At 31.2% G+C, this 16356-nt stretch carries 16 protein-coding genes; 9 read left to right on the top strand and 7 right to left on the bottom strand.

The window, feature by feature from the left end; translation table 11 throughout:
- Window positions 1–27 precede the first annotated feature (27 nt).
- From nadE to rpsD, 5 genes are read left to right on the top strand one after another with little or no spacing between them, the layout of a single operon-like run.
- A complete protein-coding gene (gene nadE / locus ACTT9U_RS05470) occupies window positions 28–765 on the top strand; it encodes an NAD(+) synthase (RefSeq protein WP_440932159.1) in 738 nt (245 codons plus the stop codon).
- A gap of 45 nt (window positions 766–810) precedes the next feature.
- Complete coding sequence (gene cysS, locus ACTT9U_RS05465) at window positions 811–2169, top strand: cysteine--tRNA ligase (RefSeq protein ID WP_440932158.1); 1359 nt, start codon at window positions 811–813, stop codon at window positions 2167–2169.
- A complete protein-coding gene (gene cimA, locus ACTT9U_RS05460; protein WP_440932157.1) occupies window positions 2166–3767 on the top strand; it encodes a citramalate synthase in 1602 nt (533 codons plus the stop codon). Before cysS ends, cimA begins: the two co-directional genes overlap by 4 nt.
- Before the next feature lie 2 nt (window positions 3768–3769).
- A complete protein-coding gene (locus ACTT9U_RS05455) occupies window positions 3770–4483 on the top strand; it encodes an RNA methyltransferase (RefSeq protein WP_440932156.1) in 714 nt (237 codons plus the stop codon).
- Between the two features lie 39 nt (window positions 4484–4522).
- Complete coding sequence (rpsD, locus tag ACTT9U_RS05450; protein ID WP_440932155.1) at window positions 4523–5140, top strand: 30S ribosomal protein S4; 618 nt, start codon at window positions 4523–4525, stop codon at window positions 5138–5140.
- Here rpsD and grxD read toward each other — a convergent pair whose 3' ends face one another.
- The 7 genes from grxD to ACTT9U_RS05415 are packed head-to-tail and all read right to left on the bottom strand — an operon-like array spanning window position 5141 to window position 11613.
- Window positions 5141–5473, bottom strand: coding sequence for a Grx4 family monothiol glutaredoxin (grxD, locus tag ACTT9U_RS05445; RefSeq protein ID WP_440932154.1), 333 nt, complete (start codon window positions 5471–5473; stop codon window positions 5141–5143). It lies immediately after the preceding gene.
- Between the two features lie 3 nt (window positions 5474–5476).
- Window positions 5477–5707 (bottom strand): BolA/IbaG family iron-sulfur metabolism protein, encoded by a 231-nt coding sequence (locus ACTT9U_RS05440; RefSeq protein ID WP_440909656.1) that lies wholly within the window; start codon window positions 5705–5707, stop codon window positions 5477–5479.
- 1 nt (window position 5708) lies between these two features.
- Window positions 5709–7901: a phosphoribosylformylglycinamidine synthase subunit PurL gene (gene purL / locus ACTT9U_RS05435; RefSeq protein ID WP_440932153.1), complete on the bottom strand. Its 2193-nt coding sequence runs from the start codon at window positions 7899–7901 to the stop codon at window positions 5709–5711.
- Window positions 7901–8665 (bottom strand): SDR family NAD(P)-dependent oxidoreductase, encoded by a 765-nt coding sequence (locus ACTT9U_RS05430; RefSeq protein ID WP_440932152.1) that lies wholly within the window; start codon window positions 8663–8665, stop codon window positions 7901–7903. Before ACTT9U_RS05430 ends, purL begins: the two co-directional genes overlap by 1 nt.
- Entirely contained in the window at window positions 8665–9429 is a 765-nt protein-coding gene (locus ACTT9U_RS05425) for an SDR family NAD(P)-dependent oxidoreductase (RefSeq protein ID WP_440932151.1), read from the bottom strand. The genes ACTT9U_RS05430 and ACTT9U_RS05425 overlap by 1 nt, the downstream gene beginning before the upstream one ends.
- Complete coding sequence (locus tag ACTT9U_RS05420; protein ID WP_440930162.1) at window positions 9422–10018, bottom strand: TerC family protein; 597 nt, start codon at window positions 10016–10018, stop codon at window positions 9422–9424. Before ACTT9U_RS05420 ends, ACTT9U_RS05425 begins: the two co-directional genes overlap by 8 nt.
- Window positions 10018–11613 carry a GMC family oxidoreductase gene (locus tag ACTT9U_RS05415; RefSeq protein WP_440932150.1) on the bottom strand — a complete coding sequence of 532 codons (1596 nt, stop codon included), beginning with the start codon at window positions 11611–11613 and terminating at the stop codon, window positions 10018–10020. The genes ACTT9U_RS05420 and ACTT9U_RS05415 overlap by 1 nt, the downstream gene beginning before the upstream one ends.
- A 150-nt stretch (window positions 11614–11763) precedes the next feature.
- On the opposite strand from ACTT9U_RS05415, the gene ACTT9U_RS05410 reads away from it, so the two are divergent.
- The 4 genes from ACTT9U_RS05410 to ACTT9U_RS05395 all read left to right on the top strand — a co-directional run bounded on the left by ACTT9U_RS05410 (window position 11764) and on the right by ACTT9U_RS05395 (window position 16356).
- Window positions 11764–12861 (top strand): TRAP transporter substrate-binding protein, encoded by a 1098-nt coding sequence (locus ACTT9U_RS05410; RefSeq protein ID WP_440932149.1) that lies wholly within the window; start codon window positions 11764–11766, stop codon window positions 12859–12861.
- A 69-nt stretch (window positions 12862–12930) separates the two neighbouring features.
- Window positions 12931–13545, top strand: coding sequence for a TRAP transporter small permease subunit (locus ACTT9U_RS05405; protein WP_440932148.1), 615 nt, complete (start codon window positions 12931–12933; stop codon window positions 13543–13545).
- Window positions 13546–14880 carry a TRAP transporter large permease gene (locus tag ACTT9U_RS05400; RefSeq protein WP_440932147.1) on the top strand — a complete coding sequence of 445 codons (1335 nt, stop codon included), beginning with the start codon at window positions 13546–13548 and terminating at the stop codon, window positions 14878–14880.
- A 21-nt stretch (window positions 14881–14901) separates the two neighbouring features.
- Window positions 14902–16356 (top strand): cytosine permease, encoded by a 1455-nt coding sequence (locus ACTT9U_RS05395; protein WP_440932146.1) that lies wholly within the window; start codon window positions 14902–14904, stop codon window positions 16354–16356.

Here is a 16356-nt window from a genome sequence, read left to right as displayed (position 1 = left end):
AATCAATAGACTGTTTATCTAATAATTATGAAAGTTGCAGAAAAAGCCAAATATATTTCTAATTGGATTAAAGATTATGCACTAAATATGCCATCCAAAGCTGAATCTTTAGTTATAGGAATTTCTGGTGGTATCGACTCATCTGTTTCAAGCACTCTAAGTGCTTTGACAGGATTAAAAACAATTGTGCTTACTATGCCAATTAAACAAAAATCAAACCAACATGATTTAAGTTTAAAACATCAAAAATGGTTATTAGAAAAGTTTACAAATGTTGAAGCTCATACAATTAATTTAGATAATTTATTTGAAAGTTTTACAAAAAGTTTGAGTAATTTTGATAACGAACATGGATTTGCAAATTCAAGAGCAAGATTAAGGATGACAACTCTTTATCAGGTAGCTGCTGCAAATAAAGGTATTGTGGTTGGAACTGGAAATAAAGTTGAGGATTTTGGAGTGGGTTTTTATACAAAATACGGTGATGGTGGAGTTGATATTTCTCCAATTGCTGATTGTAACAAAACAGAAGTTTGGGAATTAGGTAAAGAGCTAGGTATACTTAATGAGATTATAGAAGCTGATCCGACTGATGGATTATGGGATGATGGTAGAACTGATGAAGGACAATTAGGCTTTAAATATCCTGAGCTTGAGGATGCTATGGTAAATCCAAATTCTCCTCACAGAGAAAAATACGAAAAAATTCGTAGTCAAAATTTACACAAAATGGAGCCAATACCAGTGTGTAAAATTCCAAACTAATCAATTTGATTCACAAATCATAATTTTAAGTATATTCATATTTTTATGGCTGCAGAAATTTATTTAACAAATAATTTATCCAATAAACGTGAACAGTTTGTTCCAATGGATGAGAATAATGTTAAAATGTATGTGTGTGGACCCACTGTATACAATGATCCTCATATAGGTAACGCTCGCCCACTGGTTATATTTGATATTCTTTACAAAATTTTAAAAAATAAATTTAAATCAGTAAATTATGTAAGAAATATTACTGATGTAGATGACAAAATTATTAATTTTGCAAAAGAAAACAATGTTTCAATAAAAGAACTTACAGATAAAATTATTAAGAGCTTTGCTAAAGATTGCAGTTTTCTAAAATGTGAAGAGCCTAATCATCAACCAAAAGCAACTGAACACATTGATTTAATGATTGAGATGACAAAAACATTAATCTCAAAAGGTTTTGCTTATGAAAATGAAAATCATGTATATTTTGAAGTCAAAAAATTTGAAGATTATGGAAAACTTTCAAATAAAAAATTAGATGAATTAATTGCAGGTTCTAGAATTGAAGTAAGTGATAATAAGAAAAATTCTGAAGATTTTGTTTTGTGGAAACCTTCAAATGATGATGAACCAGGATGGGATTCTCCATGGGGAAGAGGAAGACCTGGTTGGCATTTAGAATGTTCTGCAATGTCAAAAAAATTTTTAGGTGATGAATTTGATATTCATGGAGGAGGCATAGATTTAATTTTCCCTCACCATGAAAATGAAATAGCACAATCAAGATGTGCTAATAGTACCAAAACATTTGCAAATTATTGGGTTCATAATGCTTTCCTTACAATGTCGAATGAAAAAATGGCAAAGTCTCAAGGCAACATTATAAAGATAAAAGATTTTAGAGAAGGTAACATCAGTGGCCAGGTAATTAGATTTGCCTTGATGAGCGCTCATTACAAACAACCTTTGGATTGGAATGATAAACTTTTAAAAGATTGTCAAAACACACTTGATAAATGGTATAAAATTTATGATAAAAAATTTGAAACAGTTAATTTAGCAGACGAATTAATTTCACCTTTATATGAAGATCTAAATACTCCAGGTTATATTGCTAATCTTCACAAACTTTATGATAAAGCAGCAAATGGAACAAATAATGATAAAAAAATTTTTATCTCTGCTTGTAAATTTGTAGGCTTTTTAACTGAAACAGAAGAGGAATGGGTTAGTTATAAGAAAAAAAATGTTTCCTTATCTGAAAAAGAAATTGAGGAAAAAATTGATGAAAGAAATAAAGCAAGAGCTGAAAAAAACTATCAAAAAGCTGATGAAATAAGAAATGACCTTTTAGACAAAGGTGTTTTAATAGAAGACAAAGATGGTAAAACCATCTGGAAATTTAAATGAGTAAAGAGAGACTATACATTTTTGATACAACACTTAGAGATGGTGCACAAACACAAGGTGTAGATTTTTCAGTAGATGACAAAGAAAAAATTGCATCTTCTTTAGATAATCTTGGTGTTGATTATATTGAAGGTGGATGGCCAGGTGCAAATCCAACAGACACAGAATTTTTTCAAAAAAAACATAGCTTTAAAAATGCAGTTCTAACTTGTTTTGGTATGACCAAGAGATCTGGAAGAAGTGCAGAAAATGATCCAGGTTTATCTGCTTTAATGAATTCAAATACTAATGCAGTTTGTTTGGTTGGAAAATCTTGGGATTTTCATGTTGATGTTGCATTAGGAATTACTAATGATGAAAACTTATCTAACATAAGTGAGAGTGCATCACATTTTGTTGAACAAAAAAAAGAATTTATGTTTGATGCAGAACATTTTTTTGATGGTTTTAAAGCTAATAAAGATTATGCAATTTCTTGTTTAAAGGCTGCTTATGAAAAAGGCGCAAGATGGATTGTGCTTTGTGATACTAATGGTGGAACTTTACCTCATGAAGTTTCAGACATTGTCTTAGAAGTAACAAAATTTATTCCAGGAAAAAATTTGGGTATTCATGCACATAATGATACAGGAAATGCTGTATCAAATTCTTTAGCAGCTGTTATGGCTGGTGTAAGACAAGTTCAAGGTACCATAAATGGCTTGGGTGAAAGATGTGGTAATGCAAATTTAATGTCATTGATACCAACTTTTTATTTGAAGAAAGATTTTTCTGATAAATTTGAAATGAACATCAAATCAGATCATATTAAAAATTTAACACAATGCTCAAGATTGTTAGATGAAATTTTAAATAGAAAACCAAATAAACATTTGCCTTATGTTGGTGCAGCAGCTTTTTCTCATAAAGGAGGATTGCATGTTTCGGCTGTACAAAAAGATCCAAAAACTTACGAACATATTGATCCTGAAGAAGTCGGAAATTCAAGAAATATAGTTGTGTCAGATCAATCAGGAAAATCCAACATTGTTTCAAGGTTGAAAAGTTTAAATGTTGATTTTGAAGAAGACAATCCAAAAATAAAGAAACTTTTAGACGAAGTAAAAGATAGAGAGTTTATCGGTTATAGTTATGATGGAGCCGATGCATCATTTGAATTACTAGCAAGAAGAATAATGGGTGAGATACCAAGATATATTTCAATTAACGAGTATGATGTTGGGGTTAAGAAAAATAAATCTGGCGAAATTATTTCTTCTGCAAAAGCACAATTAGAAGTGGATGGTGAAACAATTGTTTGTGAAGGCGAGGGTAATGGCCCAGTTAATGCACTTGATAATGCTATAAGAAATAATATTGATAAAATTTCAAAATATTCAAAATATTTAAAAGATTTAAAATTAGTAGACTATAAAGTTAGAATTTTGAATACAGGAACAGAGGCTGTAACAAGAGTTTCAATTGAAAGTACAGACTCGAAGGGTAAAAATTGGTTCACTATAGGTGTATCTCCTAACATAATTGATGCATCTTTTAAGGCGTTAATAGATAGTTTGGATTACAAATTATTTAAAGATAATGCTCCAGCTAGTAAATAATTGTGAAAATAAATAATATTACTTTTATTCTACACAAGCCGCAATTATCTGAAAACATAGGTGCTTGTGCAAGAGCACTAAAGAATTTTAATTTTAGTAACTTATCTGTTGTTGATCCAAAACCCATCTATCCAAATGATAAGATACTAGCAACATCAGTTGGGGCCAGAAATATTATTAATAAATCAAAAGTATTTGATGAGTTGGGTTCTGCTGTAGAAAAATTAGATTATTTAATAGCCACATCAGCAAGGTTTAGAAACAAAAATATTAAACATATTTCTTTAGAGGATTTAAAAAAGATTGATTTTAATAAGAAAGTTGGTTTTTTATTTGGATCTGAGGCATCAGGATTATCTAATAATGAGATTAGTTATGCAAATTATACTCTCCAAATTCCAACCAATCCTCAATTTAAATCTTTAAATTTATCGCATAGCCTAATCATTATTGCACAGTATGTTTCTGGTATTTTGAAATCCAAGTCTTTTGATTACAAAAAATCGAAAAAAGTAAAATCTGCATCTAGAAAAGAGATACTAGCTATGGCAAATCTTTGTATACAAAACCTTGATTCAATTAACTTTTTCAAACCTAAAGAAAAAAAACCTATCATGTTGGAAAATTTGAGGAATATTTTCTACAAAATGGAATTATCAGATAAAGAAACTCGTATTTTATCGAGCGTATTCGCTAGTTTGGGGAAAAAACGTTGATTGACAAACTAAAAACTAAGTTTATAAAGCCGTCATCACATGACAAAAAGATTAAACTCTAAACACAAAGTAGACAGAAGATTAAAAGTAAACTTATGGGGAAGACCAAAAAGCCCTTTTAATACTAGAGCATACGGACCTGGGCAACATGGTCAAACTAAAACATCTAAACCTTCAGATTATGGAATTCAGCTACAAGCTAAACAAAAACTAAAATCTTATTATGGAAACATGAATGAGAGACAATTTAGAAACATGTATCAAAAAGCGACAATGCTTAAAGGGGATACAAGTGAAAATCTAATTGGTTTATTAGAAAGAAGATTAGACGCAGTAATTTACAGAGCAAAGTTTGCAACTACAATTTTCTCAGCAAGACAACTAATCAATCATGGTCATGTTAAGGTAAATGGCAAGAAAGTAAATATCGCTAGCTACTTAGTTAAAGAAGAGGACGCAATTGAAATTAGAGACAAGTCAAAACAATTAGCAATTATTGACATTGCACTTGCAAATAAAGAAAGAGAAATTCCTGAATACATCCAGATGGATGAAAAAAATAAGAAACTTAAATTTGTAAGAGTTCCTAAATTTGAAGAAGTTCCATATCCAATTGTAATGGAACCAAACCTAGTAATTGAATATTATTCTAGATAATTACTTTTTAAAATTTATCCCTTTATCTTCGAGTGTTTGTTTCAATTCACCGTTTTCGTACATTTCTTTAACGATATCACAACCACCTACAAATTCTTTTTTGATATAAAGTTGTGGAATAGTAGGCCAGTCACTAAAAACTTTAATACCTTCTCTTAGTTCTTGGTTTTCTAATACATTTATACCTTTAAATTTTACTTCAAGAATTTTTAACATATTTGATACAGCCATTGAAAATCCACATTGTGGAGCATCAGGTGTTCCTTTCATAAATAAACACACTTCATTATTGTCAATCTCATTTTGTATCATATTTTTTATATCATCATTCATAATCTATTTTTCCTTTGTTTTAATTGCTAGCGCATGTAGTTCATTTCCCATTTTACCTTTAAGAGAATTATAAACCATTTTGTGTTGTTCAATTTTAGACTTACCAGAAAATTCAGGTGCAGTAACAGTGGCTGAGTAGTGATTTCCATCTCCTGCTAAATCTTGAATTTCTACAATAGCATTAGGTAATGCTTCTTTTATATAATTTTCAATTTCTTTTAAATCCATTGCCATATTATTTACTCATATAATCTTTAAGCCAAGTTGTATTGTATGTTTTTAATTCGTCAACTGTAAGATCTATTTTTTTATCAATTGTAAGAGATTTTTCTTTTATTTCACCTATTTGATCAAAATGAACTGAATTCTTGTTTAGTAAACTTAAAACTTTATCTAAATTTTCATTACTAACTTCGATAATATATCTACCCTGATCTTCGCTAAAGAAATATTCTAACTCATTCATAAGCGATTTAGGTTTTTTAATATTTATTCCTTTATTACCTTTGATACACATTTTAGAAATAGCCGTAATAATTCCACCTAATGAAACATCATGTGCGCTTCTAATCAAACTACCATCAATTAGCTTTAGCAAAGTTTCACCATTATTTTTTTCATTGAATAAGTTTATTTCTGGCGGAGGGCCATTTTTTTCATCAAGAATATTTCTCGCAAACACACTTTGATCAATATGCCCTTCAGTTTTACCTATTACTAAAACAATATTTCCGTTATCTTTAAAATCCATAGTTATCATTTTTGAATAATCTTTAATCAAACCAACGCCACCAATTGAAGGTGTAGGCTTTATACCAATTTCTTTTGTTTGGTTATAAAAAGATACATTGCCTGAAACCACTGGAAAATTTAAATACTTACTTGCTTCACCTATGCCTTCTACACACTCAACAAACTCTCCCATATTTTCTTCATTTTCTGGACTACCAAAGTTCAGGCAATTAGTTATAGCAATTGGTTTTGCGCCTACAGAAATTAAATTTCTCCAACTTTCACAAACAATTTGTTTACCACCAGTTAATGGATGGGCCCAACAATAAACTGCAGAAGAATCCACAGAAGCTGCAACTGCTTTATTTGTTCCATGAACTCTAACAACTCCTGCATCTCCACCTGGCTTTTGAATTGTATCTCCCATGACTGTATGGTCATATTGTTCCCATATCCATTGTTTGCTAGTTATATTTGGATTTGATAAGATTTTTTTTAATACATCTTTAAATTTAAGATTAGTTAAATCTTTTTTTGGTATTTTATTTTTTTTAGGTAGTTTTGCTTTTTTCCATTTACGGTCATACATTGGTGAATTTTCAACAAGAATATTTATTGGTATATTTGCTACTTTCTCTTCATCAAAAAATAATTCTATTCTTTTTGTGTCTGTTGTTTTACCAATCACTGAAAAGTCTAAATTCCATTTATCAAAAATTTTTTTTGCTAAATCTTCTTTGCCATTTTCTAAAACAATTAACATCCTCTCTTGGCTCTCAGAAAGCATAATTTCGTATGGTGTCATTTTCGTTTCTCGGCAAGGCACTTTATTTAAATTTATTTCTATTCCTAAATTTCCTTTCGATGCCATCTCTATACTTGATGAAGTTAAGCCGGCCGCTCCCATATCCTGTATTGCAATAATTGAGTCACCTGCCATTAGCTCAAGACAAGCCTCTAATAAAAGTTTTTCTGTAAATGGATCTCCAACTTGTACTGTAGGTTTTTTTTCCTCAATTTTTTCATCAAAACTAGCTGAGGCCATACTGGCACCATGAATTCCGTCTCGACCTGTTTTTGAACCAACATAGATAACTGGTTTACCAAGCCCAGCAGCTTTAGAATAAAAAATCTTATTTTTTTTGACCAATCCAAGCGTCATAGCATTTACAAGAATATTTCCATTATAAGAGCTATCAAAATTTGTTTGACCAGCAATAGTTGGAACTCCCATGCAATTACCATAGCCACCAATCCCATGAACAACTCCTCTGAGCAAATTTTTGGTTTTTTTGTGATGCGTTGAACCAAAATGTATAGAGTTAAGATTTGCAATAGGTCTTGCACCCATTGTAAATACATCTCTCATTATTCCTCCCACACCAGTTGCTGCTCCTTGATAGGGTTCAATAAAAGATGGATGATTATGACTTTCTATTTTAAAAACTATAGCATCATCATCTTCTATATCAATTACACCTGCATTTTCGCCAGGTCCTTGAATAATCTTTTTTCCTTTAGTAGGTAGTTTTTTTAAATGTAATCTTGATGATTTGTATGAGCAATGCTCATTCCACATTGCAGAAAAAATTCCTAATTCTGTTATATTTGGAGTTCTTTCTAATAATTCACAAATTTTAGCGTACTCATCCTTTTTAAGACCATGATCAATTGCAACTTGCTCATTAACCATCATTATTTTGCTGTCCAACCTCCATCAATAATAACTGATGTTCCTGTAATCATTGAGGCAGCATCAGAAGCTAAAAAGGTAATAGCTGTTGCAACATCACTTTCAGTTGCAATTCTTCCAAGAGGGATATTTGATAATGCATATTTTTTAAAAGGTTTATTTGCTAGATATTTCTTTGCTCGAGGTGTTGCCACAAAAGTAGGACATACACTGTTCACTCTAATGTTAGACGAAGCTAAGTCTATAGACATACCTTTTGTCAAACCCTCCAAACCAAATTTTGTCATACTATAAACTGTTCTATTGGGTCCACCGACTAGTCCAAACATTGAAGATGTGTGTATTATACTCCCCCCAATTTTTTTTCTATTTCTAAGTTTGAGCATTTTATCTGTACAGAGTTTTGCCATATTAAATGCTGATTTAGTATTCACATTTAATAATGTTTCTAATGATGTTTTTTTTACATTTAAGAAAGGTTCTGGAAGATTTGTTCCTGCATTATTGACCAAAATATCAACTCTGTTTAGTCCATAGATAATTTTTTTGATCTTTTCATAATCGTTAACATCACAAAGAAATATTTTTATTTTTGTTTTTAATTTTTTTCTTAAGGAATTTAATTCACTCTGATTTCTTCCAATTGCAATAATGTTAGCACCCACCTGATGTAATGCAATTGCTGTTGCTCTTCCTATTCCTTTTGTGGCTCCAGTTACAACAGCGACTTTATTTTTAAGATTGATGTCTTTAAGAAATTTACCCATTATTGTGCAGTCCAACCTCCATCTACCATCAACGAAGTGCCCGTAATTGAATTAGAACTATCTGCTGCTAAAAATGCAACAGCAGTCGATACATCACTTTCTTGAGCCACTCTACCCAAAGGAATATTTCTGATCATTTGTGTTTTAAATTTTTTGTCTTTAAAGAAAGCTTTAACCATAGGTGTTTCTACAAAAGTAGGGCAAACACTATTTACTCTGATGTTAAATTTTCCAAGCTCTAAAGCCATTCCTCTAGTTAACCCCTCTAGACCAAATTTAGTCATGTTATATACACTTCGTATAGGCGCTCCAACTCTACCAAGTTGAGATGACATGTTGATTATTGATCCTCCAACTTTTTTTCTACTCTTTAATTGAACCATTTTTTTTGAACAAAGTTGAGCAACATTAAATGCAGCTTTCATATTTAGTTCAACTAAATACTCCATATTTTCTTTTTTAATCTTAGTGAAATGCTCTGGTCTATTATTTCCAGCATTGTTTACTAAAATATCTAATTTATTTATTTCATTTAAAATATTTTTAAATTTATCTAAATCAGTTACATCGCACTCAAACTTTAAGCATGATCCCTTAGTTCTTTTTATTTCTTTTTCAACTTTGATTAAATCTGAAAGAGTTCTACTGATAATTACTACTTTTGCTCCAGCCTCAGCTAATGCTATTGCGCAAGCTTTACCAATACCTTTTCCAGCACCAGTAACCATTGCTGTTTTTCCTTTAAGATTTATTTTCTTAAACATTAAATATAATTCTTATATCTGTATAGATTAGCTGAACTGCAACAATTAAGATTGCAAATAAACCAGCCCAAGCAATCCATTTATATTTTTTAATCCAACCAGATATCAAGTTTGCAGCCGTCGCCATTAAAACTATCGACAGTGCCAAACCAAAAATAAGTAAACCGTAATGATCACCTGCAGCTCCAGCAACACCTAAAACATTATCTAAACTCATTGTAAAATCTGCTAGCAAAACAGTCCAAATAGCTTTTAAAAAACTTGAGTTATCTACTTTAATATCTTCTTCCTGTTCTGCGCCTTTGATTACATCAACATAAAGTTTGTAAACTATATAAAGTAAAAGTAATCCTCCGATTAATCTTAATCCTGTTATTTGTAGCAAGTATGCAGTCAAAAGAGTTAAGATAATTCTTAAAATTACAGCACCACCTATACCCCAAAAAATTACTTTCTTTCTTTGATCTGGTGGAAATTTAGATGCAACCATTCCAATAATAATTGCATTATCTCCAGCTAATACTAAATCAATAAAGATAATTTGACTTAAAATTGCAATTTGCTCTGGTGAAAAAAATTCAGCTAACATTATTTACCTAGTATCATATCAGCACCTTTTTCTGCAATCATTATAGTTGGTGCGTTTGTATTTCCAGATGTGATATTTGGCATTATAGATGCATCAATTACTCTTAAATTTTCAATTCCATGAACTTTAAGTTGATCATTAACTACAGAGTTTTCATCATTACCCATTTTACATGTACCAACTGGATGAAAAATGGTTTGAGCAAAATGACTTGACGCTTTAACAAGCTCTTCGTCATCTTGTAAATGTATCCCAGGCCTATGTTCTTCTGGCTCATATTTTTTAAACTCTTCTGTTTCCATAACAATTTTTCTTGCAAGTCTAAGACCATCAGCTGCAACTTTTCTATCATCTTGAGTGGATAGATAGTTCATTTTGATTTTTGGATATTCTCTACTATCTTTACTTGTGATATTTATTTCACCTTTACTAGTTGGTCTTATGTTGGCAACGGTAGGAGTAAACGCATCAAAATCATGAAGGTCTGAAGCACCAAGTTTATCAAGACTAATTGGTTGCACATGGAACTGTAAATTTGGAGTTGCTCTTGAGCTGTCACTTTTTGCAAAAGCACATAATTGACTTGCGCCCATTGTCATTGGCCCTTTTCTTAAAAAAACATATTCCATCCCAATCATTAGTTTTCCAAAAATACTATTAATCTTTTTATTAAGAGTTTTGATATTTTTTACTCTATATACAGGCCTAAACATTAAATGGTCTTGAAGATTTTTACCTACACCTACCAAATCATTAATAACATCAATACCAAGTTGTTTTAATTTTGATGCCTCACCAATTCCTGAAACTTGCAATAATTGAGTTGAACCAATAGATCCAGCACTTAGGATTATTTCTTTATTAGATTTTACAGTAAATGATTTATCTTTTTTCCAAAATGAAACACTTACAGCCTTTTTTCCTTCAAAATTAATTTTTTCAACATGACAGTTAGTTTCAATTTTCAAATTTTTTCTATGCTTTACTGGATTTAAATACCCAACTGCTGTGCTACATCTTAATCCATTTTTTTCAGTAACCTGAAAATATCCACAACCAAAATTGTCCCCAGTATTAAAATCGTTAACACTTGGGATACCAGCTTCTTTTGCCGCATTTCTGAATACATCTAAAATAGGAAGTTTAACTCTAATATCAGAGACTGATAAAGGTCCACCAACACCATGAAATTCATTTTCACCACGTTCTTGATTTTCTGCCTTAATAAAATATGGAAGAACATTATTCCAACCCCAGCCAGTGTTCCCTAATTGTCTCCAAACATTATAGTCTTCTTCTTGTCCTCTTATATAAAGTAATCCATTTATTGATGAACTACCTCCCAATGTTTTGCCTCTAGGATAGGGAATGGAAACTCCTTCCATAGTTTCATCTGGTTCAGTTTTATAACACCAATCTGTTTTTGGATTGTGCATAGTTTTGTAATACCCAACTGGAATATGGATCCATGGATATGTATCTTTTCCACCAGCTTCAATTAATAAGACTTTATTATTAGGATTTTCAGATAACCTATTTGCAAGAACACAACCCGCAGAACCTGCTCCAAGAATGATATAGTCAAATGTGTCCATTGATTTGACACTTATAGTGATAAATATCCAAATTTCTACATTAGAATCTTTTTAATCTTTAATTGTGCTAATTTAACACTTGTAGTCTTATTTTATTTTTGAGAGGTTAACGACTTTATATATATAAAAACTTAAAGGGGAAAAATAAATATGAAAAAAATCATATCATTAGTTGTAGGAACTCTTCTTTTAACTGTTATGACAGTTACAGGGGCAAATTCTGCACAAACTCTTAAGTGCCAAACTGTAATTAGTGCAAAAGCTGATGAAGTAAAAATGTTAAAAGATTTTACTGACACAGTAACTGAACTAACTCAAGGTTCACTTAAGTTTGAAATTATGCCAGCGGGAGCAGTTGTTGGTGTAAAAGAAACTCTAGACGCTGTTGACAAAGGTTTGATCGATTGTGGTTTCGCTTGGACTCACTATTGGTCAGGTGATCACCCAGCTGCTATGTTATTTGGTTCGCCAGTAGCAGGTGCAGGTGTTGGTATCGATAACATCGCGTTCTTATCTTGGTTCCAATATGGTGGTGGTAAAGAGCTTTACGACCAATTATGGAGCGAAATGGGAAGAGACATTAAAGGTTTCATGTTGCAACCAGTTGGTCCAGAAGCTTTAGGTTGGTTCAAAGAGCCAATCGATAGTATGGCTGACTTTAGAAAATATAAGTTCAGAACTCCTCCTGGAATTCCTGGTCAAACTTATAAAGATATCGGTGTAGCATCTGTTGCAATGGGTGGTGGAGATATTCTACCAGCTCTTGAAGCAGGAACAATTGATGCAGCTGAATGGTGTTGTCCAAAGCCTGACATGGTTTTCGGTTTACACAAAGTTCTAAAAAATTACTACTTACAAGGTCTTCACCAAGTAGTAGTAAATGCTGACTTCTATTTAAATGGTAGCAAATATAAAAAAATGTCTGCTATTGAGAAGAAAGCTTTAGAAGTTGCTGCAAACGCTTCTTTATCAAAATCAATGAGTTACAGAATATATGAAAATGGAAAAGCTCTTGCTGAGTTAACAACTAAGCATGGTGTAATTTTACAAGACACTCCAGCTGACTATTTCCCAGCATATATGGCTGCTGCTAAGAAAAGTTTAGAAACAAATGCTGCAAAGAATCCTTTCTTCAAAAAAGTATGGGACTCTCAAAAAGCATTTGCTGATATAGCAGTACCTTTCTGGTCTGGATCTCAAATGTCTAACGCGAAGCTTGGAATGGCTCACGCTGCTACTCTTAAGTAGTATTTAGATAAAACAATTAATAACTAGAGCGGGTTTAAAATCCGCTCTGGTTTTTTTTATAAAATTTTTATGGCTGAAGAACCAAACAAATTAGATATAACTGATGAAATGATCGCCGAAAGGCGAGGTGGTTCAGGAAAAATGCCAAGTGATATGCCAGGTTGGATGGCATCAACAATCGTAAATATAGATAAAATAAACAAAATTATTGGAAACGTCGTTTGTTGGATAACAATACCATTAATTTTTGCAATGGTTTATGAAGTTCTAGCAAGAAAACTTTTTAATGCTCCAACTATGTGGGCTTATGACATGAGTAGATTTATGTATGGAGCTTTATTCATGTTAGGAGCAGGTTATGCTCTTTCAAAAGGAGTTCACATAAGAGCAGATTTTTTATATAGAAATTTTAAAACAAAAACACAAGGTATGATAGATTTTTGGTTATATCTATTATTTTATTTTCCAGGATTAATTGTTTTTCTTTATATGACAACTGGGTTTGTTCAAGAGTCTATCATGAGAAGTGAAAGAGGTATGGATACTGCTTGGATGCCATTAATGTGGCCTATAAAAGCTTGCCTATGGTTTGGAATTTTATTTTTATTAGTTCAAGGTGTTTCAGAAATTTTAAAAAGTTATTGGGCTTCCACAAAGGGTAGATGGCCAGGAGATGAGGAATAAATGTTAGCAGAGTTTATAGATCCAGCAATACTTGGTTTTATACTAATTGGAGTAATGTTATTTTCTATATTTGTTGGATTTCCAATTTCATTTACGCTTATATTTTTAGGATTTATATTTGGATATCTAGGTTTTGGTAAATTAGTATTTTATTTAATGACCTTACAATTTTCTATGGTCATGACAGAACAAACTTTGGCCGCCGTCCCGCTCTTTGTTTTTATGGGTATCATGATGGAGCAATGTGGATTAATGGAAAGATTGTTTTCAGCATTTCAATTAATTTTAGCAAAAGTTAGAGGCTCTCTTTATTACGCAGTTTTATTTGTATCTGTAATTTTCGCAGCTGCTACTGGAATAGTAGGAGCATCAGTAACAATTCTAGGAATTATGGCTGCAAAATCTATGAACAGATCTGGGTATGATGTTAGACTCGCTGCGGGTACTATTACTGCAGGGGGCACGTTAGGAATTTTAATTCCACCAAGTATTATGCTTGTAGTAATGGGACCAATAATGGAAATTCCAGTTACTGATTTATTTGCAGCTGCAATTTTACCAGGAGTATTACTTGCAGTGCTTTATGCAGGCTACACAACAGTTAGATGTATTATTAATCCAAAGTTAGGCCCAGTGTTACCACCAGAGTTAAGAGCAACTAGCATGAAACATGTTTGGATAGAGTTTTTTTTAGGTTTGGTACCGCCTGCTGCTCTAGTATTTGCTGCTCTTGGAAGTATTTTATTTGGTTTTGCTACACCAACGGAGGCGGCTGGTTGTGGTGCTATGGGATCATTATTATTAGCAATAGCTTACAGAAAATTAACTTTAAAAAAACTTCAAGACTCATTGGTTAAAACTTTAGAAATTTCAGCTTTAATTATGGTTTTAGTTGCGGCCTCAAACTTTTTTGGAGCAGTTTTTTCAAGATTAGGTACTCCAATGTTGCTTACTGACTTTTTATTAAGTCTTGAAATGAATAAGTATTTAATTTTAGCAATAGTTATGGCTGTAATCTTTTTATTAGGTTGGCCCTTAGAATGGGTTCCAATTGTGATGATTATAGTCCCAATTATTTTACCTTTGATTGAAGCCTTAGGGTTTAATCTAACGTGGTTTGCTATATTAGTTGCTGTCAACTTACAGACCGCCTGGCTCTCACCTCCAGTTGCTTTGTCTGCATATTTCTTAAAAGGGGTGGTTCCTGAATGGGATTTAAAAGATATTTATTATGGAATGATGCAATTTATGGTAATTCAAGTAATCGGATTAATTTTAATCATAATGTTTCCAAAAATTGCACTTTGGCTCCCAAGTGTCCTTTACGCTTCATAAATTTTATAATAAAAAATAATTGTGGCTAAATCAGATAAAAATGAATTAATTAATTGGGAACTAGTTGCAACCAATCCAAGTGACAAGACATGGGACTGGAAAGATCTTTTTTGCTACTGGGGTGTAAACATTCAAAGTATTATAGGTTTTTCACTAATTGCTTCACTTTATTTAATCTATCAGCTTAACACCACTGTTGTATTTCTAGGATCTGTTCTTGGATCATTGTTAGTGTGGTTCTTTTGCAATTTAATTGGAAAACCATCTCAAGTTCATGGAGTTCCGTTTATTGTACTTCTAAGAGCTTCTCTTGGATACAAAGGTGCTAAATATTTTGGAGCATTAAGATTTCTTGTTGGAATTTTCATGTTTGGTATTCAAACCTATTTCTTATCTAAAGCTTTTAGTTATCTAATTAGAATTTTATTTTTTTCTATTAACGATGAACTTTTGAATAAAGACATATTCTTAATTTTTTTATCAGGTTTAAATATAATTGATTGGTTTTCAATTTTAATAGCAATTATTTTACAAACATATTTTTTTAGATATGGAGTTATATATAGTAAAAAAATTATAAAGCTTTCGGCATTAATAGTTTACTCTGGTTTAATATTATTTTTTTTTATTGTTTTTTTAAGTGATGTAAAACTTACTTTGAATGTTTTTTTAGAAAGTTTGAATTTTAAAGGTTTTTTATCTAGTCAAAATATTATTCCTTTATTTACAGTTGCAGGTACAGTATTTGCATACTTTTCAATTGTAATATTAAGTTTTGGAGATTTTTCAAAATATGTCCAAACTGAGAAAGAATTGATTAAAGGAAATTTATCAATTTTAATTAATTTAGTTATATTTTCTTTTTTTGCTGTTTTTATCACTATTGGATCAGATATTTTTCTCAAAGATGATGCGAATAGTATTGTAAAGATACTTACTAATCCAACAGATATAATTGGTAAATTCAACAATATTCAATTAACTGTAATAGCTTTATTATTTATAATATTAGCTTCTGCATCCACTAATCTAGTAGCTAATTTTATACCTTGCCAATTTACATTAATTAATTTTTTACCAAAAAAATTAAATTTACAAAGTTCTAGTTATGTAATTTCAGTTATAGGTTTATTAATTGGTATATTGTGGCTACCTCTTTTTAGTCAAATAGGAATTTTGGCTTTTGTTGATACATTTGGATCTTTTTTTGGTCCATTATTTGGCTTAATGATCACTGATTATTATCTTGTTAAAAATAAGGAACTTGTAAGCAAAGATATTTATTCAATAGAAAAAAATTCAACTTATTATTACTCTAACGGATGGCATCTTAAAGCAATTTATTGTTTAATTTTAGGTTTTATATTTGCTGCATCGACTATTTGGAATTATAACTTAATGTATCTTCAATCTTTTTCATGGATAATTGGTGCATTTATAACTTCTTTAACCTATTATTTGTTGGCGAAAAAATAA

It is taken from the genome of Candidatus Pelagibacter sp. (assembly GCF_052049975.1).
GTDB lineage: Bacteria > Pseudomonadota > Alphaproteobacteria > Pelagibacterales > Pelagibacteraceae > Pelagibacter.
This window is presented reverse-complemented; position numbering and strand designations above follow the sequence as displayed.

Bases quoted from the DNA above. Each gene is read 5' to 3' on its own strand.
- rpsD (WP_440932155.1), top strand. From the start codon at position 4,523: ATGACAAAAAGATTAAACTCTAAACACAAAGTAGACAGAAGATTAAAA.
- ACTT9U_RS05430 (WP_440932152.1), bottom strand. From the start codon at position 8,665: ATGGGTAAATTTCTTAAAGACATCAATCTTAAAAATAAAGTCGCTGTT.
- grxD (WP_440932154.1), bottom strand. From the start codon at position 5,473: ATGAATGATGATATAAAAAATATGATACAAAATGAGATTGACAATAAT.
- ACTT9U_RS05415 (WP_440932150.1), bottom strand. From the start codon at position 11,613: ATGGACACATTTGACTATATCATTCTTGGAGCAGGTTCTGCGGGTTGT.
- ACTT9U_RS05400 (WP_440932147.1), top strand. From the start codon at position 13,546: ATGTTAGCAGAGTTTATAGATCCAGCAATACTTGGTTTTATACTAATT.
- cimA (WP_440932157.1), top strand. From the start codon at position 2,166: ATGAGTAAAGAGAGACTATACATTTTTGATACAACACTTAGAGATGGT.
- ACTT9U_RS05440 (WP_440909656.1), bottom strand. From the start codon at position 5,707: ATGGCAATGGATTTAAAAGAAATTGAAAATTATATAAAAGAAGCATTA.
- nadE (WP_440932159.1), top strand. From the start codon at position 28: ATGAAAGTTGCAGAAAAAGCCAAATATATTTCTAATTGGATTAAAGAT.
- ACTT9U_RS05425 (WP_440932151.1), bottom strand. From the start codon at position 9,429: ATGTTTAAGAAAATAAATCTTAAAGGAAAAACAGCAATGGTTACTGGT.
- purL (WP_440932153.1), bottom strand. From the start codon at position 7,901: ATGATGGTTAATGAGCAAGTTGCAATTGATCATGGTCTTAAAAAGGAT.
- ACTT9U_RS05410 (WP_440932149.1), top strand. From the start codon at position 11,764: ATGAAAAAAATCATATCATTAGTTGTAGGAACTCTTCTTTTAACTGTT.
- ACTT9U_RS05420 (WP_440930162.1), bottom strand. From the start codon at position 10,018: ATGTTAGCTGAATTTTTTTCACCAGAGCAAATTGCAATTTTAAGTCAA.
- cysS (WP_440932158.1), top strand. From the start codon at position 811: ATGGCTGCAGAAATTTATTTAACAAATAATTTATCCAATAAACGTGAA.
- ACTT9U_RS05405 (WP_440932148.1), top strand. From the start codon at position 12,931: ATGGCTGAAGAACCAAACAAATTAGATATAACTGATGAAATGATCGCC.